The sequence below is a fragment of the Pseudomonas sp. GM55 genome (assembly GCF_000282395.1).
In the GTDB taxonomy this organism is placed as follows: Bacteria; Pseudomonadota; Gammaproteobacteria; order Pseudomonadales; family Pseudomonadaceae; genus Aquipseudomonas; species Aquipseudomonas fluorescens_CC.
This window is the reverse complement of sequence record NZ_AKJJ01000051.1, coordinates 1-19,342: the sequence shown is the minus strand read 5'-3', so window position 1 is coordinate 19,342 and position 19,342 is coordinate 1. Positions and strand designations below refer to the sequence as shown.

At 59.8% G+C, this 19,342-nt stretch carries 22 protein-coding genes; 13 read left to right on the top strand and 9 right to left on the bottom strand.

Features of this window, described 5'->3' with window-relative positions:
• Window positions 1–2 precede the first annotated feature (2 nt).
• The 8 genes from ptsN to PMI31_RS13970 form a co-directional block, all read right to left on the bottom strand.
• Window positions 3–467: a PTS IIA-like nitrogen regulatory protein PtsN gene (ptsN, locus tag PMI31_RS14005; RefSeq protein WP_008018718.1), complete on the bottom strand. Its 465-nt coding sequence runs from the start codon at window positions 465–467 to the stop codon at window positions 3–5.
• Window positions 468–479: 12 nt separating this feature from the next.
• On the bottom strand, window positions 480–788 hold the full coding sequence (gene hpf, locus PMI31_RS14000) for a ribosome hibernation-promoting factor, HPF/YfiA family (protein WP_008018717.1): 309 nt from the start codon (window positions 786–788) through the stop codon (window positions 480–482).
• A gap of 74 nt (window positions 789–862) precedes the next feature.
• Complete coding sequence (locus PMI31_RS13995; RefSeq protein ID WP_043302378.1) at window positions 863–2,356, bottom strand: RNA polymerase factor sigma-54; 1,494 nt, start codon at window positions 2,354–2,356, stop codon at window positions 863–865.
• A 184-nt stretch (window positions 2,357–2,540) separates the two neighbouring features.
• A complete protein-coding gene (lptB, locus tag PMI31_RS13990; protein ID WP_008018715.1) occupies window positions 2,541–3,266 on the bottom strand; it encodes an LPS export ABC transporter ATP-binding protein in 726 nt (241 codons plus the stop codon).
• Window positions 3,266–3,811, bottom strand: a complete 546-nt coding sequence (gene lptA / locus PMI31_RS13985; protein WP_008018714.1) for a lipopolysaccharide transport periplasmic protein LptA — start codon at window positions 3,809–3,811, stop codon at window positions 3,266–3,268. Before lptA ends, lptB begins: the two co-directional genes overlap by 1 nt.
• The gene (gene lptC, locus PMI31_RS13980; protein ID WP_043302377.1) at window positions 3,798–4,370 is read right to left on the bottom strand and encodes an LPS export ABC transporter periplasmic protein LptC; all 573 of its coding nucleotides are present in this window, start codon (window positions 4,368–4,370) and stop codon (window positions 3,798–3,800) included. Before lptC ends, lptA begins: the two co-directional genes overlap by 14 nt.
• A 7-nt stretch (window positions 4,371–4,377) precedes the next feature.
• Window positions 4,378–4,902, bottom strand: coding sequence for a KdsC family phosphatase (locus PMI31_RS13975; RefSeq protein ID WP_008018712.1), 525 nt, complete (start codon window positions 4,900–4,902; stop codon window positions 4,378–4,380).
• A complete protein-coding gene (locus tag PMI31_RS13970; RefSeq protein WP_008018711.1) occupies window positions 4,902–5,876 on the bottom strand; it encodes a KpsF/GutQ family sugar-phosphate isomerase in 975 nt (324 codons plus the stop codon). Before PMI31_RS13970 ends, PMI31_RS13975 begins: the two co-directional genes overlap by 1 nt.
• Window positions 5,877–6,152: 276 nt before the next feature.
• On the opposite strand from PMI31_RS13970, the gene PMI31_RS13965 reads away from it, so the two are divergent.
• The 10 genes from PMI31_RS13965 (at window position 6,153) to hisC (ending at window position 14,107) form a co-directional block, all read left to right on the top strand.
• Complete coding sequence (locus tag PMI31_RS13965; RefSeq protein WP_008018709.1) at window positions 6,153–6,962, top strand: ATP-binding cassette domain-containing protein; 810 nt, start codon at window positions 6,153–6,155, stop codon at window positions 6,960–6,962.
• Complete coding sequence (gene mlaE, locus PMI31_RS13960) at window positions 6,962–7,759, top strand: lipid asymmetry maintenance ABC transporter permease subunit MlaE (RefSeq protein WP_008018708.1); 798 nt, start codon at window positions 6,962–6,964, stop codon at window positions 7,757–7,759. The genes PMI31_RS13965 and mlaE overlap by 1 nt, the downstream gene beginning before the upstream one ends.
• A complete protein-coding gene (mlaD, locus tag PMI31_RS13955; protein WP_007970271.1) occupies window positions 7,759–8,226 on the top strand; it encodes an outer membrane lipid asymmetry maintenance protein MlaD in 468 nt (155 codons plus the stop codon). The genes mlaE and mlaD overlap by 1 nt, the downstream gene beginning before the upstream one ends.
• 11 nt (window positions 8,227–8,237) lie before the next feature.
• The gene (locus tag PMI31_RS13950) at window positions 8,238–8,891 is read left to right on the top strand and encodes an MlaC/ttg2D family ABC transporter substrate-binding protein (RefSeq protein ID WP_008018707.1); all 654 of its coding nucleotides are present in this window, start codon (window positions 8,238–8,240) and stop codon (window positions 8,889–8,891) included.
• Entirely contained in the window at window positions 8,888–9,193 is a 306-nt protein-coding gene (locus tag PMI31_RS13945) for an STAS domain-containing protein (protein WP_008018706.1), read from the top strand. Before PMI31_RS13950 ends, PMI31_RS13945 begins: the two co-directional genes overlap by 4 nt.
• 114 nt (window positions 9,194–9,307) lie before the next feature.
• On the top strand, window positions 9,308–9,547 hold the full coding sequence (locus PMI31_RS13940) for a BolA family protein (RefSeq protein ID WP_008018705.1): 240 nt from the start codon (window positions 9,308–9,310) through the stop codon (window positions 9,545–9,547).
• A 22-nt stretch (window positions 9,548–9,569) separates the two neighbouring features.
• Window positions 9,570–10,835, top strand: a complete 1,266-nt coding sequence (gene murA, locus PMI31_RS13935) for a UDP-N-acetylglucosamine 1-carboxyvinyltransferase (protein WP_008018704.1) — start codon at window positions 9,570–9,572, stop codon at window positions 10,833–10,835.
• 130 nt (window positions 10,836–10,965) lie between these two features.
• Window positions 10,966–11,601 carry an ATP phosphoribosyltransferase gene (hisG, locus tag PMI31_RS13930; RefSeq protein ID WP_008018703.1) on the top strand — a complete coding sequence of 212 codons (636 nt, stop codon included), beginning with the start codon at window positions 10,966–10,968 and terminating at the stop codon, window positions 11,599–11,601.
• 125 nt (window positions 11,602–11,726) lie between these two features.
• Entirely contained in the window at window positions 11,727–13,052 is a 1,326-nt protein-coding gene (hisD, locus tag PMI31_RS13925; protein ID WP_008018702.1) for a histidinol dehydrogenase, read from the top strand.
• 2 nt (window positions 13,053–13,054) lie between these two features.
• Entirely contained in the window at window positions 13,055–14,107 is a 1,053-nt protein-coding gene (gene hisC, locus PMI31_RS13920) for a histidinol-phosphate transaminase (protein ID WP_008018701.1), read from the top strand.
• A gap of 63 nt (window positions 14,108–14,170) precedes the next feature.
• On the opposite strand, the gene algW is transcribed toward hisC, so the two are convergent.
• A complete protein-coding gene (gene algW / locus PMI31_RS13915) occupies window positions 14,171–15,334 on the bottom strand; it encodes a Do family serine endopeptidase AlgW (protein WP_008018699.1) in 1,164 nt (387 codons plus the stop codon).
• A 103-nt stretch (window positions 15,335–15,437) separates the two neighbouring features.
• On the opposite strand from algW, the gene PMI31_RS13910 reads away from it, so the two are divergent.
• From PMI31_RS13910 to cysN, 3 genes are all read left to right on the top strand, one after another.
• Window positions 15,438–16,196 carry a Nif3-like dinuclear metal center hexameric protein gene (locus PMI31_RS13910; RefSeq protein WP_008018698.1) on the top strand — a complete coding sequence of 253 codons (759 nt, stop codon included), beginning with the start codon at window positions 15,438–15,440 and terminating at the stop codon, window positions 16,194–16,196.
• 241 nt (window positions 16,197–16,437) lie between these two features.
• On the top strand, window positions 16,438–17,355 hold the full coding sequence (cysD, locus tag PMI31_RS13905) for a sulfate adenylyltransferase subunit CysD (RefSeq protein ID WP_008018697.1): 918 nt from the start codon (window positions 16,438–16,440) through the stop codon (window positions 17,353–17,355).
• 9 nt (window positions 17,356–17,364) lie between these two features.
• Window positions 17,365–19,263: a sulfate adenylyltransferase subunit CysN gene (gene cysN / locus PMI31_RS13900; RefSeq protein ID WP_008018696.1), complete on the top strand. Its 1,899-nt coding sequence runs from the start codon at window positions 17,365–17,367 to the stop codon at window positions 19,261–19,263.
• Window positions 19,264–19,342: the final 79 nt, after the last annotated feature.

Genomic DNA, 19,342 nt, shown 5'->3' with positions numbered 1-19,342 from the left:
GATTACTGACCGTTTTGCTCGTCCAGGACAACCTGATACAGGGCTTCATTGCTCGGAGCGCTGCGCAGTTTGTCGCGCACGTCCTTGCGATCGAGCATGCTGGCGATCTGCCGCAGCAGTTCAAGGTGCGCATCGGTGGCGGCTTCCGGGACCAGCAATACGAACAGCAGGTCAACCGGTGCGCCGTCGATGGCGTCGAAATCGATAGGGGCGTCCAGGTGCATCAATGCACTGATGGGCGAAACACAGCCCTTGAGACGGCAATGTGGAATGGCGATGCCGTTGCCAAAACCGGTGGAGCCGAGTTTTTCACGGGCAATCAGCGCCTCGAAGACATCTTGCATCTCCAGACCCGGCACTTCGCGGGCGATCAGATTGGCAATTTGTTCAAGGGCTTTCTTTTTACTGCCACCCGGCACGTTCACCAGGGAACGGCCGGGGGTCAGGATACTTTCAAGTCGGATCATGGGTTGGGAGTGTTAACGACCCGTTGCGCCCTGAAGGAGGCTCTGGGTCTTTTCCTTATGCTTTTTGAGTTGTTTATCCAGCTTGTCGGTGAGTGCATCGATCGCGGCGTACATATCGGTATGTTCCGCGTTTGCGACCACTTCATTCCCGGGAATATGCAGCGTGGCTTCGATTTTCTGCTTCAACTTTTCGACGGTCATCGTGACCTGCACGTTAGTGATCTTGTCGAAGTGTCGCTCCAGTCGTTCGAGTTTTTCGCCGATGTAGGAGCGGAGAGGTTCGGTCACTTCCAGTTGGTGTCCACTGATGTTGACTTGCATACAGCTTCTCCTTCGTTGCCAGTGCATAAAGCGGTAGATCAAATGATCTACCACTGGAACGCTGTGGCGTGGCCCTACATCAACCGCTTGCGTTCGCTCGAAGGCGCGATCCCGAGGGATTCGCGATACTTGGCGACGGTGCGGCGGGCCACCTGAATGCCTTGTGCCTCCAGTAAACCAGCGATCTTGCTGTCACTCAACGGCTTTTTCTGATTTTCCGCAGCAACCAGTTTTTTGATGATCGCCCGGATCGCCGTGGACGAGCATTCGCCGCCTTCGGAGGTGCTTACGTGACTTGAGAAAAAGTATTTCAGTTCATAAATTCCCCGGGGGGTATGCATGAACTTCTGGGTGGTCACCCGTGAAATCGTCGACTCATGCATGCCGACCGCTTCCGCGATGTCGTGCAGGACCAGCGGCTTCATGGCTTCGTCGCCATATTCGAGGAACCCGCGCTGATGCTCGACGATCTGGGTGGCTACTTTCATCAGGGTTTCGTTGCGGCTTTGCAGGCTCTTGATGAACCAGCGGGCCTCCTGCAACTGATTGCGCATGAAGGTGTTGTCGGCGCTGGTATCGGCGCGGCGCACGAAACCGGCGTACTGGGCGTTGACCCGCAGCCGTGGCACCGACTCCTGATTGAGCTCCACCAGCCAGCGCTCGTTGTCCTTGCGCACGATCACGTCGGGAACGACGTACTCGGCTTCGGTGGACTCGATCTGCGAGCCTGGGCGCGGGTTGAGGCTCTGGACCAGTTCGATGACCTGGCGCAGCTCGTCTTCCTTGAGCTTCATACGGCGCATCAACTGGCTATAGTCGCGGCTGCCAAGCAGGTCGATGTAATCGGTGACCAGGCGCTTGGCCTCGGCCAGCCAAGGGGGCTTGGCTGGCAACTGGCGCAATTGCAGCAGCAGGCATTCGCCCAGGTTGCGGGCGCCGATGCCGGCGGGCTCGAATTGCTGGATGCGGTGCAGGACGGCTTCGATTTCGTCCAGTTCGATGTCCAGTTCCGGATCGAAGGCTTCGAGGATCTCCTCAAGGGTTTCGTCCAGGTAGCCCTGATTGTTGATGCAGTCGATCAGGGTCACGGCGATCAGGCGATCGGTATCGGACATCGGAGCCAGGTTCAGTTGCCACAGCAAATGGCTTTGCAGGCTTTCGCCGGCCGAGGTGCGGGTGGTGAAGTCCCACTCGTCGTCATCATTGCTGGGCAGGCTGCTGGCGCTGGTCTGGTAAACGTCTTCCCACGCGGTGTCGACGGGGAGTTCGTTGGGGATGCGCTCGTTCCAGTCGCCCTCATCGAGGTTGTCAACCGTCGGGGCGCTTTCCTGGTAGGAGGGTTCCTGGATGTCAGTGTTGGGCTTTTGTTCGGCGTTGTCGGCCAAGGGGTCGGAATTGTCGAAGTCGTCGCCTTCTTCCTGGCGTTCGAGCATCGGATTGGACTCCAGGGCCTCCTGGATTTCCTGTTGCAGGTCCAGGGTCGACAATTGGAGCAGGCGGATGGCCTGTTGCAGCTGCGGTGTCATCGTCAGCTGCTGGCCCATTCTCAAGACTAGCGATGGTTTCATGGCAGGGGCTTAACACCTTATTCGCCGGCGCACATGCGCCATCCACTACAGGGCGCCGGAGCGCCAAACATAAGCAAATTATATGCCCGAAACCGTAGCGTTTGCCTAGAGCGCTGTAACAATAAAAAAGTGTTGATTTTTTATCGGGACAAGCGCTCGGACGAACTGCCAGATACCTCTGCCTTTACAGGCGGAACTCATGCCCCAGATACACTTCCTTGACCAGGTTGTTGGCCAGGATGGTCTCTGCGTCACCTTCGGCGATCAGCTGGCCGTCATTGACGATATAGGCGGTTTCACAGATATCCAGGGTTTCACGAACGTTGTGGTCCGTGATCAGCACGCCAATGCCCTTGGCCTTGAGGTGGTAGATGATCTGCTTGATGTCCCCGACCGAAATCGGGTCCACGCCGGCGAAAGGTTCGTCGAGGAGGATGAATTTCGGGTTGGTGGCCAGGGCGCGAGCGATTTCCACGCGACGGCGCTCACCACCGGACAGGCTCATGCCGAGGTTGTCGCGGATGTGGCTGATGTGGAATTCCTGCAGCAGGCTTTCCAGCTCCTTGCGACGGCCGGCCTTGTCGAGTTCCTTGCGGGTCTCGAGGATGGCCATGATGTTGTCGGCCACCGACAGTTTGCGGAAGATCGACGCTTCTTGCGGCAGATAGCCGATACCGGCTTTGGCGCGACCGTGCATGGGCTGGTGGCTGACGTCCAGGTCGTCGATCAGGACGCGACCCTGATCGGCCTGGACCAGGCCGACAATCATGTAGAAGCACGTCGTCTTGCCGGCGCCATTGGGGCCGAGCAGGCCGACGATCTGTCCGCTGTCGATCGACAGGCTGACGTCACGCACGACCTGGCGGCTTTTATAGGCCTTGGCCAGATGCTGAGCTTTCAGAGTTGCCATTACTGGGTTTTCTCTTCGGTTTTCTTCTTCGGCTGGATCACCATATCGATACGCGGACGTGCCTCGGTGACCTTGCTGCCCGTGGCGCGACCGGCGCTGGCGAGCTTCTTGACTGTGTCGTAGACGATTTTTTCGCCTTGGGTGACGTTGTTGTCCTTGTCGACAACTTTGGCCTTGTCGATCAGTACGACGCGGTTTTGCGTGGCGTGATACTGGATCGTCACGCCCCAGCCCTGAACGGGCTTGGTATCGCCAGCCGTTTGCAATTGCTCGAAGTACGCCAGGTTGCCCACCGAGGTCACTACGTCGATGTCGCCAGTCGGGGTGCGGGTGATGGTCACGGTGTTGCCTGTCACCTTCATCGAGCCTTGGGTGATGATCACGTCACCCTTGTAGGTAGCAATACCTTGCTTGTCGTCCAGTTGGGCATCGTCGGCCTGAATGCGGATAGGCTGCTGTTGATCTTCCGGCAGAGCCCAGGCGCTCACGCTTCCCAGTGCTGCGCCCAGACTGAGCAAAATCGGGAGGGTTTTAACGAGCCTCATACTGTCCTCTTACGTTCGATAGCAGGTGTATCCTGCTTTCTTTCAAATACGCTTTCATTCCCTTGCCAGTCGATACACCGCCAGCGCCGTCGATTCTAACGTCTTGCTCGGTCTGCGCATATTGCTGCTGCGGGAACACGGTCATGCGGGTGCTGGTGATCAGGGTTTTACGGTTTTTCTCATTGAAGCGCGTGATGCGCACGTCATCGATCAGTTCGACCTGTGTGCCGTCAGGGTTGACTTCTCCCTTCAGGCTCTGGACATGCCACGGGAACTCGGTGCCACGGAACACATTCAGGTCGGGGTTGGTCAGCAATGTCACCTCGGTCGCTTTCAGGTGCTCGACCTTGTCGGACACCAGGTCATATTGCAGCTTGCCGTCGGGCAGGTACTGCACGCTGTGGGCGTTGATGGCGTAATAGTCAATCGCGCTTTCATCGACTGGCGTTACCGGCTTGTCGAGGAAGCGTTCCGGGCTGATGTTCCAGTAGCCAACCGCGGCGAATATCGCCGCGATGCAACTGAACAGTAGGGTGTTGCGAAACTTTTTGCTCAGCATAGTGGGCTCACAGGTACGCCGCATTGGCCGCATCGAGGCGGTCCTGGGCGCGCAGGATCAATTCGCAGAATTCGCGAGCGGCACCTTCGCCGCCACGGGCGAGGGTGATGCCGTGAGCGTGTTCACGCACGAAACTGGCGGCATTGGCCACCGCCATACCCAGGCCAACGCGGCGAATCACCGGCAGGTCCGGCAGGTCGTCGCCGAGGTAGGCCACCTGTTCATAGCTGAGGTTCAGTTGGGCCAGTAGCTCGTCGAGTACCACCAGTTTGTCTTCGCGCCCCTGATAGAGATGCGGGATGCCGAGGTTCTTCGCTCGTCGCTCGACCACCGGGGTCTTGCGACCACTGATGATGGCGGTTTGCACGCCGGCGGCCATCAACATCTTGATACCCTGGCCATCGAGTGTGTTGAACGTCTTGAATTCGCTGCCGTCTTCAAGGAAGTACAGGCGTCCATCGGTCAGCACGCCATCGACATCGAACACTGCCAGTTTGATCTGTTTGCCACGTTGCAACAGGTCTGCACTCATTACATTACTCCTGCACGCAACAAGTCGTGCATGTTCAAGGCGCCGACCGGGCGGTCTTCGCGGTCGACCACGACCAATGCGTTGATTTTATGGTCTTCCATGATTTTCAGTGCTTCGGCGGCGAGCATCTCGGCGCGGGCGGTCTTGCCATGGGCGGTCATGACCTGGTCGATGGTAGCGCTGTGGATATCGATGCTGCGGTCCAGTGTGCGGCGCAAGTCACCGTCGGTGAAGATCCCCGCCAGTTTGCCGTCGGACTCCAGAATGACGGTCATGCCCAGGCCCTTGCGGGTCATTTCCATCAGGGCATCCTTGAGCAGGGTGCCGCGCTGGACCTGCGGCAGGTCCTGGCCTGCGTGCATGACATTTTCCACTTTCAGCAACAGGCGTCGGCCCAGGGCGCCGCCGGGATGGGAAAAGGCGAAGTCTTCGGCGGTAAATCCGCGGGCTTCCAGCAGCGCGACTGCCAGGGCGTCGCCCATGACCAGGGCGGCGGTGGTCGACGAAGTGGGGGCCAGGTTCAACGGGCAGGCTTCGTGTTCGACGTGAACATTCAGGTTGACCTCGGCGGCCTTGGCCAGCGGCGAGTCAGGGTTGCCTGTCATGCTGATCAACTGAATGCCCAGGCGCTTGATCAGTGGCAGCAGGGTAACGATTTCATTGGTGGAACCGGAATTCGAGAGCGCCAGAATGATGTCGTCGCGGGTAATCATGCCCATGTCACCATGGCTGGCTTCAGCCGGGTGCACAAAAAATGCCGTGGTGCCGGTGCTGGCCAGGGTCGCGGCGATCTTGTTGCCGATGTGCCCCGACTTGCCCATGCCGACCACGACCACGCGGCCTTTGCTGGCCAGAATCATCTCACAAGCGCGTACGAAATCTGCGTCGATATGGGGTAGCAGGCCTTGCACGGCTTCTACCTCGAGGCGGATGGTGCGTTGTGCTGATTGAATCAGGTCGCTGGATTGGCTCATGTCAGAAATCGTATAGCCTGATGAAAAGGCGGCGATTATAGCGGTTATGATCGAATCCCTCACGCTAGTTCGTCGCGCATTGTCATTCCCGGTTACCGGAAACCTTCTAAACGGGGCTTTCAAGCGGTCATGCGGTCGAACATGGCGCGGCTTTGGCCTTGGGCGCGTACCCATTGCAATGATATAGTTCGCCGCCAGTTCGGCCTGCCCGGGAGGTATGTGCTTTCGTCAGAAAGCCAGGCGTCCGAGTGAGAGGCTGCATCGCAAGGAGTTTAGATGAGTGCCGATAACGCTTACGCGGTCGAGCTGAAGGGGCTGTCCTTCAAGCGCGGAGCGCGCAGCATTTTCAATAATGTCGATATCCGTATCCCGCGCGGGAAGGTCACCGGCATCATGGGGCCTTCCGGGTGTGGCAAGACCACGCTTTTGCGCCTGATGGGCGCCCAGCTGCGGCCCACCAAGGGCGAAGTCTGGGTCAATGGTCAGAATCTGCCCAAACTGTCGCGCAGCGACCTGTTCGATGCGCGCAAGCATATGGGCGTGCTTTTTCAGAGCGGCGCACTGTTTACCGACCTCGATGTGTTCGAGAACGTCGCTTTTCCGTTGCGGGTTCATACGCAACTGCCGGATGAAATGATCCGCGACATCGTCCTGCTCAAACTGCAGGCCGTGGGCTTGCGCGGTGCCATCGATCTGATGCCCGACGAGCTTTCCGGCGGCATGAAGCGCCGTGTCGCGCTGGCCCGGGCGATTGCGCTCGACCCGCAGATCCTCATGTACGACGAACCCTTTGTCGGCCAGGACCCCATCGCAATGGGCGTTCTGGTGCGCCTCATTCGTCTGCTCAACGATGCGCTGGGCATCACCAGCATCGTGGTATCCCACGACCTGGCCGAGACCGCGAGCATTGCCGATTACATTTATGTGGTGGGCGATGGTCAGGTGTTGGGGCAGGGGACGCCGGACGAATTGATGAACTCGGATGAACCGCGCATTCGTCAGTTCATGACCGGCGAACCCGACGGCCCGGTTCCGTACCACTTTCCAGCGACGGATTACCGCGCAGATCTTCTGGGGAAGCGCTGATGCGCAGAATTTCATTGATAGAACGCGTTCGCCGCTTCGGCCAGGCCGGCATCGATGCGCTGGCGGTGTTCGGGCGTTCGAGCCTGTTCCTGTTCCATGCCTTGCTGGGCCGGGGCGGTATCGGCGGCGGCTTCGGGCTGTTGGTCAAGCAACTGCATTCGGTGGGCGTGATGTCCCTGGTGATCATCGTGGTCTCCGGGGTGTTCATCGGCATGGTGCTGGCGCTGCAGGGCTTCAACATTCTTTCCAGCTATGGTTCAGAGCAGGCTGTCGGGCAGATGGTTGCCCTGACGCTGCTGCGAGAGCTGGGGCCGGTGGTGACTGCCTTGCTGTTCGCCGGGCGTGCCGGTTCGGCGTTGACCGCCGAAATCGGCAACATGAAGTCCACCGAGCAGCTGTCCAGCCTGGAAATGATCGGGGTTGACCCGCTCAAGTACATCATCGCGCCACGCTTGTGGGCCGGTTTCATTTCCCTGCCGGTGCTGGCGATGATTTTCAGCGTGGTGGGTATCTGGGGCGGCTCGTGGGTGGCTGTCGACTGGCTGGGGGTCTATGAAGGTTCCTACTGGTCGAACATGCAGAACAGCGTGACGTTCACCGACGATGTGCTCAACGGGATCATCAAAAGTATCGTCTTTGCCTTTGTCGTGACCTGGATCGCCGTATTCCAAGGCTATGACTGCGAACCCACTTCCGAGGGGATCAGTCGTGCCACTACCAAGACCGTTGTATATGCCTCGTTGGCAGTACTCGGCCTGGACTTTATTCTGACCGCCTTGATGTTTGGAGATTTCTGATGCAAAACCGCACCCTGGAAATCGGTGTCGGCCTTTTCTTGCTGGCTGGCATCCTGGCTTTGCTCTTGTTGGCGTTGCGGGTCAGCGGCCTGTCCCCGACTCCGAGCACCGATACATATAAACTTTACGCCTACTTCGACAATATCGCCGGTTTGACTGTCAGAGCAAAGGTGACCATGGCCGGCGTGACCATCGGCAAGGTCACGGCCATCGATCTGGATCGCGACAGTTTCACCGGTCGGGTGACCATGCAGCTGGAAAAACGCATCGATAACCTGCCGGCGGACTCTACTGCATCTATCCTGACTGCTGGCCTGTTGGGCGAGAAGTACATCGGTATCAGCGTGGGCGGGGAAGACACCCTGCTCAAGGATGGTGGAACCATCCATGACACTCAGTCGTCGCTGGTGCTCGAAGACCTGATCGGTAAATTCCTGCTCAATACCGTTAGCAAAGAAGCTAAATGAGGAACTGTTAAATGATCTCTATCTTGCGACGTGGCCTGCTGGTAATGCTCGCGGTGTTTCCGTTGGTGTCCCATGCCGTAGCGGCGCCTTCGGCGCACGAACTGGTGCAGGACACAACCAACCGTATGCTCGCGGATCTGGCGGCAAACAAAGAGAAGTACAAGAAGGACCCGCAGGACTTCTATACGGCGCTGGACAACATCGTCGGGCCGGTTGTGGATGCCGAGGGTATTTCCAAGAGCATCATGACGGTCAAATACTCGAAGAAAGCTACGCCTGCGCAGATGAAGACCTTCGAAGAAAACTTCAAGAAAGGTCTGTTCCAGTTCTACGGCAACGCCTTGCTGGAGTACAACAACCAGGGGATCACCGTTGAACCGGCCAAAGACGAGTCGGGCGACCGTACCAGCGTCGGCATGACCGTCAAGGGCAGCAGCGGCGCGATCTATCCAGTGTCCTACACGCTGGAAAAGATCAACGGCGAGTGGAAGCTGCGTAACGTTATCATCAACGGCATCAACATCGGCAAGCTGTTCCGCGATCAGTTCGCCGATGCGATGCAGCGTAATGGCAACGACCTGGACAAGACCATCAATGGTTGGGCCGGGGAAGTCGCGAAGGCCAAGGAAGCCACCGACAAGAAACCGGAGCCGTCAGCCCAATGAGTGAGTCGGCAGTCCTGATGGACGAAGCGGGCGCGTTGCGACTCAGCGGCGTGCTGGATTACCGCACCGGCCCTGGCCTGCGCGAGCAGGGTAAAGCGCTGATCAAGGCCAGCAAGGCCGCGGCGCTGGTGGTCGATTGCTCGGCGGTGACCAAGTCCAGCAGTGTCGGTTTGTCGTTGCTGCTGTGCTTCATCCGCGATGCGCAGGCGGCCGGCAAGGCCCTGAGCATTCGTGGGATGCCGGAAGACATGCGTGAAATCGCTCAGGTCAGTGAGCTGACCGAGCTGTTGGCGCACCCCTAACTCGCATCTATAAAGAAGCCCCCCGTCCGAGTCCTGCTTGGCGGGGTTCGCAGGCGCGGGGCTTTTTTGTATGATGTCCGACCCGCGCGCACAGGGCGCCGATTGAGGTTGAGCATGCAGGCCGTAGAAGTTAAGAGCTTCCTTGAAGGAAAGCTGCCCGGAACGAAAGTAGAAGTCGAGGGCGAAGGCTGCAATTTCCAGCTGAACGTGATTAGCGATGAACTGGCGGCATTGAGCCCGGTCAAGCGTCAGCAGCAGATCTATGCCCATTTGAACCCGTGGATCGTCGATGGCAGCATCCATGCGGTCACTATGAAATTTTTCAGCAGCGCGGCCTGGGCCGAGCGCACCTGAGCCCAAGGGCGTCGAGATTCTTATGGATAAATTGATTATTACCGGTGGCGCTCGTCTTGATGGCGAGATCCGCATTTCCGGGGCAAAGAACTCTGCCCTGCCGATCCTGGCCGCCACTTTGCTGTGCGATGGCCCGGTGACCGTGGCCAACCTGCCGCACCTGCACGACATCACCACCATGATCGAGCTGTTCGGTCGCATGGGCATCGAGCCGGTGATCGACGAGAAACTCAGTGTCGAGATCGACCCGCGCACCATCAAGACCCTGGTCGCACCGTACGAACTGGTCAAGACCATGCGTGCGTCGATCCTGGTGCTGGGCCCGATGGTTGCCCGTTTCGGTGAAGCCGAAGTCGCCTTGCCTGGCGGTTGCGCCATCGGTTCGCGTCCGGTTGACCTGCACATCCGTGGCCTGGAAGCCATGGGCGCAGTCATTGACGTCGAAGGCGGCTACATCAAGGCCAAGGCGCCTGAAGGCGGCCTGCGCGGTGCGCACTTCTTCTTCGATACCGTCAGTGTGACCGGTACCGAAAACATCATGATGGCCGCTGCCCTGGCCAAAGGCCGTAGCGTCCTGCAAAACGCCGCTCGCGAGCCTGAAGTGGTCGACCTGGCGAACTTCCTGAACGCCATGGGTGCCAAGGTTTCCGGCGCCGGTACCGATACGATCACCATCGAAGGCGTCGAGCGTCTGCACACCACCACTTATAAAGTGATGCCCGACCGTATCGAAACCGGTACCTATCTGGTGGCGGCAGCGGTGACCGGTGGCCGCGTGAAGGTCAAGGATACCGATCCGACTATCCTCGAAGCCGTTCTGGAAAAACTCCGGGAGTCCGGTGCTGAAATCAACACCGGCGAAGACTGGATCGAGCTGAACATGCATGGCAAGCGGCCTAAGGCCGTCAACGTGCGGACCGCTCCGTACCCGGCGTTCCCGACCGACATGCAGGCGCAGTTCATCTCCCTCAACGCCATTGCCGAAGGCACTGGCGCCGTGATCGAGACGATCTTCGAAAACCGTTTCATGCACGTTTACGAACTGCACCGCATGGGCGCCAAGATCCAGGTCGAGGGCAACACGGCAATCGTTACCGGTACCGAAAAGCTCAAGGGCGCGCCAGTCATGGCGACCGACCTGCGTGCCTCGGCCAGCCTGGTGATCTCGGCCCTGGTCGCCGAAGGCGACACGCTGATCGATCGCATCTACCACATAGACCGTGGTTACGAGTGCATCGAGGAAAAACTGCAGATGCTGGGCGCCAAGATCCGTCGCGTTCCGGGCTAGTTTCTGCTGCATGGGCACAGGGAGGTGCCCGTTGAATTGTTGTAGAGGTCGAGCCGGTTTCCGGCTCGACGCGTGTCCGGCGCCGATTGCGACCGGGCATAAGATTCCTGATTAAGGGCTGACGTTTCCCATGCTGACTATCGCACTGTCCAAGGGCCGCATCCTTGACGACACCCTGCCGCTTCTGGCTGAAGCGGGCATCGTGCCGACCGAGAATCCGGACAAGAGCCGCAAGCTGATCATTCCCACGACCCAGGAAGATGTACGCCTGTTGATCGTGCGTGCCACCGATGTGCCGACTTATGTCGAGCATGGTGCCGCCGACCTCGGTGTCGCCGGTAAAGATGTGCTGATGGAATACGGCGGCCAGGGCCTGTACGAGCCGCTGGACCTGCAGATTGCCCAGTGCAAGCTGATGACCGCCGGCAAAGTCGGCGCGGTCGAGCCCAAGGGCCGTCTGCGTATCGCCACCAAGTTCGTCAACGTTGCCAAGCGCTACTATGCCGAACAGGGCCGTCAGGTCGACATCATCAAGCTCTACGGTTCGATGGAACTGGCGCCGCTGATCGGTCTGGCGGACAAGATCATCGACGTGGTCGACACCGGTAACACGCTGCGGGCCAACGGCCTGGAGCCACAGGATTTCATCGCGGCCATCAGCTCCCGCCTGATCGTCAACAAGGCATCGATGAAGATGCAGCACGCCCGTATCCAGGCGTTGATCGACACCCTGCGCAAGGCAGTGGAGTCTCGACACCGCGGCTGATTCACCTGCGCGACCGCAAGGCGCGCCCGTCTATCCGCCTCATAGCCAGAATTCTCAGGTGCCCAAGCGGATCGATGTTAGCTTCGGGGCGCCTGAGTTTTTGCCATTCCTATGAGGCTCTCGCTATGACCGCACTGACTGCAATTCGCCGACTCAACGCTGCTGACCCGGATTTCGCACATCATCTGGATCATCTGCTGAGCTGGGAAAGTGTGTCTGACGACTCGGTCAATCAGCGGGTGCTGGACATCATCAAGTCCGTGCGTGAGCGTGGCGACGCGGCTCTGGTGGACTACACCCGCCAGTTCGACGGCCTGGACGTGAAGTCCATGGCCGACCTGATCCTGCCGCGTGAGCGTCTGGAGCTGGCGCTCACCCGCATCTCCGTGGCCCAGCGTGAAGCCCTGGAAGTCGCCGCGGCTCGTGTGCGCAGCTACCACGAAAAACAGAAGCAGGACTCCTGGAGCTACACCGAGGCCGACGGCACCGTGCTGGGTCAGAAGGTCACGCCGCTGGACCGCGCCGGTCTGTACGTACCGGGTGGCAAGGCGTCGTACCCGTCTTCGGTGCTGATGAACGCGATTCCGGCCAAGGTTGCCGGTGTCACTGAAGTGGTCATGGTCGTACCGACCCCGCGCGGTGAAATCAATGAGCTTGTGCTGGCTGCGGCCTGCATTGCCGGTGTCGACCGCGTGTTCACCATCGGCGGCGCCCAGGCCGTCGCGGCCCTGGCTTACGGCACCGAAAGCGTGCCGCAAGTCGACAAGGTCGTTGGCCCGGGCAACATCTACGTGGCTACCGCCAAGCGTCACGTGTTTGGCCAGGTCGGGATCGACATGATCGCCGGTCCTTCGGAAATCCTCGTGGTGTGCGACGGCCAGACCGATCCGGACTGGATCGCCATGGATCTTTTCTCCCAGGCCGAGCACGACGAAGACGCCCAGGCCATTCTGGTCAGCCCCGACGCCGAGTTCCTCGACAAGGTCGCCGCCAGCATCGCCAGGTTGATGCCGACCATGGAGCGTGCCGCGATCATCGAAACCTCGATCAATGGCCGTGGTGCGCTGATCAAGGTTCGCGACATGGAACAGGCCATCGAAGTCGCCAACCGCATCGCGCCGGAGCACCTCGAGTTGTCCGTTGCCGATCCACAAGCCTGGCTGCCGAAAATCCGCCATGCCGGCGCAATCTTCATGGGCCGTCACACCTCCGAAGCCCTGGGCGACTACTGCGCCGGCCCGAACCACGTGTTGCCGACTTCCGGCACCGCGCGGTTCTCCTCGCCGCTGGGTGTGTATGACTTCCAGAAACGCTCGTCGATCATCTTCTGTTCCGAGCAGGGCGCATCCGAGTTGGGCAAAACCGCTTCCGTACTGGCCCGTGGTGAGTCGCTGACCGCCCACGCCCGCAGCGCCGAATACCGCATCGTTGACGACAAGCAGGGGAACTGAGCATGAGTAAATTCTGGAGCCCGTTCGTCAAGAATCTGGTGCCTTACGTACCGGGCGAACAGCCTAAGCTGACCAAACTGGTCAAGCTCAACACCAACGAAAACCCGTACGGCCCATCGCCGAAAGCCTTGGCCGCGATGCAAACCGAACTGAATGACAACCTGCGTCTGTACCCGGACCCGAACAGCGATCTGCTCAAGCAAGCCGTCGCCAGGTACTACGGCGTGCAAGGCAATCAGGTGTTCCTCGGCAATGGTTCCGATGAAGTGCTGGCGCACATCTTCCACGGTTTGCTGCAGCACGATCAGCCGCTGCTGTTCCCGGACATCAGCTACAGCTTCTACCCGGTCTACTGCGGGTTGTACGGCATCCAGTTCGACGCGGTGCCGCTGGATGAGCAATTCCAGATCAACCCGGCGGATTACGCCAAGCCGAACGGCGGGATTATTTTCCCCAACCCGAATGCGCCGACCGGCTGCCTGTTGGCGCTGGAGGCGGTGGAGCAGATTCTCAAGGCCAGCCCGGATTCGGTGGTCGTGGTGGATGAGGCTTACATCGATTTCGGCGGCGAGACGGCAATCACGCTGGTCGATCGTTATCCGAACCTGCTAGTCACCCAGACCCTGTCCAAGTCCCGTTCCCTGGCCGGTCTGCGGGTTGGTCTGGCGGTGGGGCATCCGGACCTGATCGAGGCGCTGGAGCGGATCAAGAACAGTTTCAACTCCTATCCGATCGATCGCATGGCGAATGTCGGTGCGGCGGCGGCGTTCGAGGATCGCGAGTATTTCGACAAGACCTGTAGCCTGGTGATCGAACACCGTGAATGGGTGATCGGGCAGTTGCAGGCCAAGGGCTTCGAGGTGCTGCCGTCGGCGGCGAACTTCATCTTTGCCCGGCACCCCAAACACGATGCGGCTGGGCTGGCGGCGAAGTTGCGTGAGCAGGGCGTGATTGTCCGGCACTTCAAGCAGGAGCGGATTGCCCAGTTCCTGCGGATCTCCATCGGCACGCCAGAGCAGAATCAGGCGCTGATCGACGGTCTCGGCGACCTCTAAACCATCTTTGCCCCCTTGTAGGAGCGAGCTTGCTCGCTCCTACAGAGGGATTGTACTAGCCGCTTACTCTGCTTCTTCCTGGTCTTTGACCGGCGCCGGTGGCGGACGCAAACCGATTTCCGCGGTCAGCTTGAGTTCCTTGCCGTTGCGCATGACCTCGATCGTAACCTTGTCAGTCGGCTTGATCCGCGCTACCTGATTCATCGAGCGACGGCCATCACCGGCCGGTTCGCCATCGATGGAAAGAATCACATCACCCAGTTGCAGGCCGGCCTTCTGTGCCGGGCCGTCACGGAAAATCCCCGCCACGACAATGCCCGGGCGCCCGGACAAGCCGAACGATTCGGCCAGTTCCTGGGTCAGCGGCTGCACTTCGATACCCAGCCAGCCACGAATCACCTGGCCGTGCTCGATGATCGACTTCATCACTTCCATCGCCAGTTTCACCGGAATCGCGAAACCGATGCCCTGGGAGCCCCCGGACTTGGAGAAGATCGCCGTGTTGATGCCGGTCAGGTTGCCGACGGCATCCACCAGCGCGCCGCCGGAGTTGCCGGGGTTGATGGCGGCGTCGGTCTGGATGAAGTCTTCGTAGTTGTTCAGGCCCAGCTGGTTGCGTCCGGTGGCGCTGATGATGCCCATGGTCACGGTCTGGCCGACGCCGAACGGGTTGCCGATGGCCAACGCGACGTCACCGATGCGGATGTTGTCGGAACGCCCCACCGTGATCGACGGCAGGTTTTTCAGGTCGATTTTCAGAACCGCGAGGTCAGTCTCCGGGTCGCTGCCGATCACCCGCGCCAGGGTTTCCCGGCCGTCCTTGAGCGCCACCACGATCTGGTCAGCGCCGCTGGTCACGTGGTTGTTGGTCAGGATGTAGCCTTCCGGGCTCATGATCACGCCGGAGCCGAGGCTCGACTCCATGCGTTTCTGCTTGGGCGAGTTGTCGCCGAAGAAGCGCCGGAACTGCGGGTCTTCGAACAACGGATGGTTGGGTTTGTTGATGACTTTGGTGGTGTACAGGTTCACCACCGACGGCGCCGCAGTGGTTACTGCCTCGGCATAGGACACCGGGCCCTGCTGCATGCTGGTGGTTTGCGGCGCCTGTTGCAGATTGACGTCGAGGCTCGGGAGCCCGACCCACTGCGGGTAACGCTGGATTATCAAAAGAGCGACAAGCACGCCGGCCAACAGCGGCCAGCCGGAAAAACGCAGCGCCTTGAGCATTAAGCACTTCCTGAGAGAGTTGCAGGCGGTATGAGACCGCTCATAATGACGCGCATTATACGAGGCCGCACGCGCCTCTGAACGGGATATTTAGGAGTCTTTCATGGCCGTCGCCCTGAGCACCCTGGTCGAAGAAGCCGACCGCTACCTTAACAGTGCCAAGATTACCGATTATTGCCCCAACGGCCTGCAGGTCGAGGGGCGGCCGCAAGTGATGCGCATTGTCAGCGGCGTCACCGCGAGCCAGGCTTTGCTCGACGCCGCTGTGGAGGCCAATGCCGACCTGGTGCTGGTGCATCACGGCTACTTCTGGAAAGGCGAGAATCCGTGCATCACCGGCATGAAGCAGCGCCGCTTGAAGACCCTGCTCAAGCACGATATCAGCCTGTTGTCCTATCACCTGCCGCTGGATCTGCACCCGGACGTCGGCAATAACGTGCAGCTCGCGCGCCAGCTCGACATCACTGTCGAAGGTCCGCTGGACCCGGACAACCTGAAGATTGTCGGCCTGGTCGGCTCGCTGAATGAGCCGATGACGCCCCGGGATTTTGCCCGCCGCGTACAGGAAGTCATGGGCCGCGAGCCGCTGTTGATCGAAGGCAGCGCCATGATCCGCCGCGTCGGCTGGTGCACCGGCGGCGGCCAGGGTTACATCGACCAGGCCATTCTGGCCGGAGTCGATCTGTACCTCAGCGGCGAAGCTTCCGAGCAAACCTTCCACAGTGCCCGGGAAAACGACATCAGCTTCATCGCCGCCGGTCACCATGCGACCGAACGCTACGGCGTCCAGGCGCTGGGGGATTACCTGGCGCGGCGCTTTGCCCTGGAGCACATCTTCATCGATTGCCCGAATCCGATCTGACTCGCGACGGTCCCTGTAGGAGCCGGCTTGCCGGCGAATGCGGTCTTGAATCTTGCGGTGTCAATCAGGTCGCCTTCGCTGGCAAGCCAGCTCCTGCCAGTCATGTGAGGCCCAAACAGGCAGGCATATTCATATGCTCTTTCGATCTAGTTGGCGTCCTGATTAGAAGAGGTCGCTGTGCTAGGATCCCCGCTCGAACACGGCCCGCTGGCCGTTCATAAGAAAGCTTTCGTGAGTAGCCATGGTCGACAAACTGACGCATCTGAAACAGCTGGAGGCGGAAAGCATCCACATCATCCGCGAGGTGGCCGCCGAGTTCGACAACCCGGTGATGCTGTACTCCATCGGTAAAGACTCCGCCGTGATGCTGCATCTGGCACGCAAGGCGTTCTTCCCGGGCAAGCTGCCGTTTCCGGTGATGCACGTCGACACTCGCTGGAAATTCCAGGAGATGTACGCCTTCCGCGACAAGATGGTTGCCGAGCTGGGCCTGGACCTGATCACCCACGTCAACCCGGATGGCGTGGCGCAGAACATCAACCCGTTCACTCACGGCAGCGCCAAGCACACCGACATCATGAAGACCGAGGGCCTGAAGCAGGCACTCGACAAGCATGGTTTCGACGCAGCTTTTGGCGGCGCCCGTCGCGATGAAGAGAAATCCCGCGCCAAGGAGCGCGTGTACTCGTTCCGCGACAGCAAGCACCGCTGGGATCCGAAAAACCAGCGTCCCGAGCTGTGGAACGTCTACAACGGCAAGGTCAACAAGGGCGAGTCGATCCGCGTCTTCCCGTTGTCGAACTGGACCGAGCTGGACATCTGGCAGTACATCTACCTTGAAGGCATCCCGATCGTTCCGCTGTACTTCGCCGCCGAGCGTGAAGTCATCGAGAAGGACGGCACGCTGATCATGATCGACGACGAGCGCATCCTCGAATACCTGAGCGATGAAGACAAAGCGCGCATCGTCAAAAAGAAAGTGCGTTTCCGTACCCTTGGTTGCTACCCGTTGACGGGCGCGGTGGAGTCCGAGGCCGAAAGCCTCACGGACATCATTCAGGAAATGCTCCTGACGCGAACTTCCGAGCGCCAGGGCCGTGTCATCGACCACGATGGCGCAGGCTCGATGGAAGACAAAAAACGTCAAGGTTATTTCTAAGGGGCTGTCATGTCGCATCAATCTGATTTGATCAGCGAGGACATCCTCGCCTACCTGGGCCAGCACGAACGTAAAGAGCTGCTGCGCTTTCTGACCTGCGGTAACGTCGACGACGGCAAGAGCACCCTGATCGGGCGCCTGCTGCACGACTCCAAGATGATCTACGAAGATCACCTGGAAGCCATTACCCGCGACTCGAAAAAAGTCGGCACCACCGGTGAAGACATCGACCTGGCGTTGCTGGTCGACGGTCTGCAGGCCGAGCGTGAACAGGGCATCACCATCGATGTCGCGTACCGCTACTTCTCCACCGCCAAGCGCAAATTCATCATCGCCGACACCCCCGGCCATGAGCAGTACACCCGCAACATGGCCACCGGTGCTTCCACCTGTGACCTGGCGATCATCCTGGTCGACGCCCGTTACGGCGTGCAGACCCAGACCCGTCGCCACAGCTTCATCGCCTCGTTGCTGGGCATCAAGCACATCGTCGTCGCCATCAACAAGATGGACCTCAAGGACTTCGATCAGGGCGTGTTCGAGTCGATCAAGGCCGACTACCTGAAGTTCGCCGAAGGTTTGCAGATGAAGCCCACCACCATGCATTTCGTGCCGATGTCGGCGCTGAAGGGCGACAACGTGGTGAACAAGTCCGAGCGTTCGCCGTGGTACACCGGCCAGTCGCTGATGGAAATTCTCGAGACCGTGGAAGTGGCGGGCGACCGCAACTTCACCGACCTGCGTTTCCCGGTGCAGTACGTCAACCGTCCGAACCTGAACTTCCGTGGTTTCGCCGGCACCCTGGCCAGCGGCATCGTCAAGAAGGGCGACGAAGTCGTGGTGCTGCCGTCGGGCAAGAGCAGCCGCGTGAAATCCATCGTCACCTTCGAAGGTGAACTGGAACACGCAGGTCCAGGTCAGGCAGTAACCCTGACTATGGAAGACGAGATCGATATCTCCCGTGGGGACCTGTTGGTTCATGCCGACAACGTGCCGCCAGTCACCGACAGTTTCGAAGCGATGCTGGTGTGGATGGCTGAGGAGCCGATGCTGCCAGGCAAGAAATACGACATCAAACGCGCCACCAGTTACGTGCCGGGCTCCATTGCCAGCATCGTCAACAAGGTCGACGTGAACACCCTGGAAGAAGGCCCGGCCAGCGCGTTGCAGCTGAACGAAATCGGCAAGGTCAAGATCGCGCTCGATGCGCCGATTGCCCTCGACGGTTACGACAGCAACCGCACCACCGGCGCCTTCATCATCATCGACCGCTTGACCAATGGCACCGTGGGTGCGGGCATGATCGTCGCCCAGCCTCTGGCCCATGGCAGCACCACGCACCACGGTAAACTGGCCCACGTCGCCACCGAAGAGCGCGCACAGCGCTTCGGCCAGCAACCGGCCACTGTGTTGTTCAGCGGCTTGTCGGGCGCAGGCAAAAGCACCCTGGCCTATGCCGTCGAGCGCAAGCTGTTCGACCTGGGCCGTGCGGTGTTCGTGCTCGATGGCCAGAACCTGCGTCACGACCTGAACAAAGGTCTGCCACAGGATCGCGCCGGGCGTACCGAGAACTGGCGTCGTGCCGCGCATGTTGCACGTCAGTTCAACGAAGCCGGTCTGCTGACTCTGGCGGCGTTCGTTGCACCGAGTGCCGAAGGTCGTGAACAGGCACGGGAACTGATCGGCAAGGAACGTCTGCTGACGGTCTACGTCCAGGCTTCGCCAACGGTCTGCGCCGAGCGTGATCCGCAAGGCCTGTACGCAGCGGCCGGGGATAACATCCCGGGCGAGTCCTTCCCGTACGACGTACCGCTGGATGCCGATCTGGTCATCGACACTCAGTCCGTGTCGCTGGAAGAAGGCGTCAAGCAAGTACTGGGTCTGCTGCGTGAGCGTGGCGCGATCTAAGCGTTAGCCGGTAAAAAGAAACCCGTCGATGAGTGATCATCGGCGGGTTTTTTTGTGTTCTTGAAAACGCCTTCGCTGG

What these genes read in the sequence shown, in the direction of transcription:
- ptsN (WP_008018718.1), bottom strand. Translation starts at nt 467, where the DNA reads ATGATCCGACTTGAAAGTATCCTGACCCCCGGCCGTTCCCTGGTGAAC.
- hpf (WP_008018717.1), bottom strand. Translation starts at nt 788, where the DNA reads ATGCAAGTCAACATCAGTGGACACCAACTGGAAGTGACCGAACCTCTC.
- PMI31_RS13995 (WP_043302378.1), bottom strand. Translation starts at nt 2,356, where the DNA reads ATGAAACCATCGCTAGTCTTGAGAATGGGCCAGCAGCTGACGATGACA.
- lptB (WP_008018715.1), bottom strand. Translation starts at nt 3,266, where the DNA reads ATGGCAACTCTGAAAGCTCAGCATCTGGCCAAGGCCTATAAAAGCCGC.
- lptA (WP_008018714.1), bottom strand. Translation starts at nt 3,811, where the DNA reads ATGAGGCTCGTTAAAACCCTCCCGATTTTGCTCAGTCTGGGCGCAGCA.
- lptC (WP_043302377.1), bottom strand. Translation starts at nt 4,370, where the DNA reads ATGCTGAGCAAAAAGTTTCGCAACACCCTACTGTTCAGTTGCATCGCG.
- PMI31_RS13975 (WP_008018712.1), bottom strand. Translation starts at nt 4,902, where the DNA reads ATGAGTGCAGACCTGTTGCAACGTGGCAAACAGATCAAACTGGCAGTG.
- PMI31_RS13970 (WP_008018711.1), bottom strand. Translation starts at nt 5,876, where the DNA reads ATGAGCCAATCCAGCGACCTGATTCAATCAGCACAACGCACCATCCGC.
- PMI31_RS13965 (WP_008018709.1), top strand. Translation starts at nt 6,153, where the DNA reads ATGAGTGCCGATAACGCTTACGCGGTCGAGCTGAAGGGGCTGTCCTTC.
- mlaE (WP_008018708.1), top strand. Translation starts at nt 6,962, where the DNA reads ATGCGCAGAATTTCATTGATAGAACGCGTTCGCCGCTTCGGCCAGGCC.
- mlaD (WP_007970271.1), top strand. Translation starts at nt 7,759, where the DNA reads ATGCAAAACCGCACCCTGGAAATCGGTGTCGGCCTTTTCTTGCTGGCT.
- PMI31_RS13950 (WP_008018707.1), top strand. Translation starts at nt 8,238, where the DNA reads ATGATCTCTATCTTGCGACGTGGCCTGCTGGTAATGCTCGCGGTGTTT.
- PMI31_RS13945 (WP_008018706.1), top strand. Translation starts at nt 8,888, where the DNA reads ATGAGTGAGTCGGCAGTCCTGATGGACGAAGCGGGCGCGTTGCGACTC.
- PMI31_RS13940 (WP_008018705.1), top strand. Translation starts at nt 9,308, where the DNA reads ATGCAGGCCGTAGAAGTTAAGAGCTTCCTTGAAGGAAAGCTGCCCGGA.
- murA (WP_008018704.1), top strand. Translation starts at nt 9,570, where the DNA reads ATGGATAAATTGATTATTACCGGTGGCGCTCGTCTTGATGGCGAGATC.
- hisG (WP_008018703.1), top strand. Translation starts at nt 10,966, where the DNA reads ATGCTGACTATCGCACTGTCCAAGGGCCGCATCCTTGACGACACCCTG.
- hisD (WP_008018702.1), top strand. Translation starts at nt 11,727, where the DNA reads ATGACCGCACTGACTGCAATTCGCCGACTCAACGCTGCTGACCCGGAT.
- hisC (WP_008018701.1), top strand. Translation starts at nt 13,055, where the DNA reads ATGAGTAAATTCTGGAGCCCGTTCGTCAAGAATCTGGTGCCTTACGTA.
- algW (WP_008018699.1), bottom strand. Translation starts at nt 15,334, where the DNA reads ATGCTCAAGGCGCTGCGTTTTTCCGGCTGGCCGCTGTTGGCCGGCGTG.
- PMI31_RS13910 (WP_008018698.1), top strand. Translation starts at nt 15,438, where the DNA reads ATGGCCGTCGCCCTGAGCACCCTGGTCGAAGAAGCCGACCGCTACCTT.
- cysD (WP_008018697.1), top strand. Translation starts at nt 16,438, where the DNA reads ATGGTCGACAAACTGACGCATCTGAAACAGCTGGAGGCGGAAAGCATC.
- cysN (WP_008018696.1), top strand. Translation starts at nt 17,365, where the DNA reads ATGTCGCATCAATCTGATTTGATCAGCGAGGACATCCTCGCCTACCTG.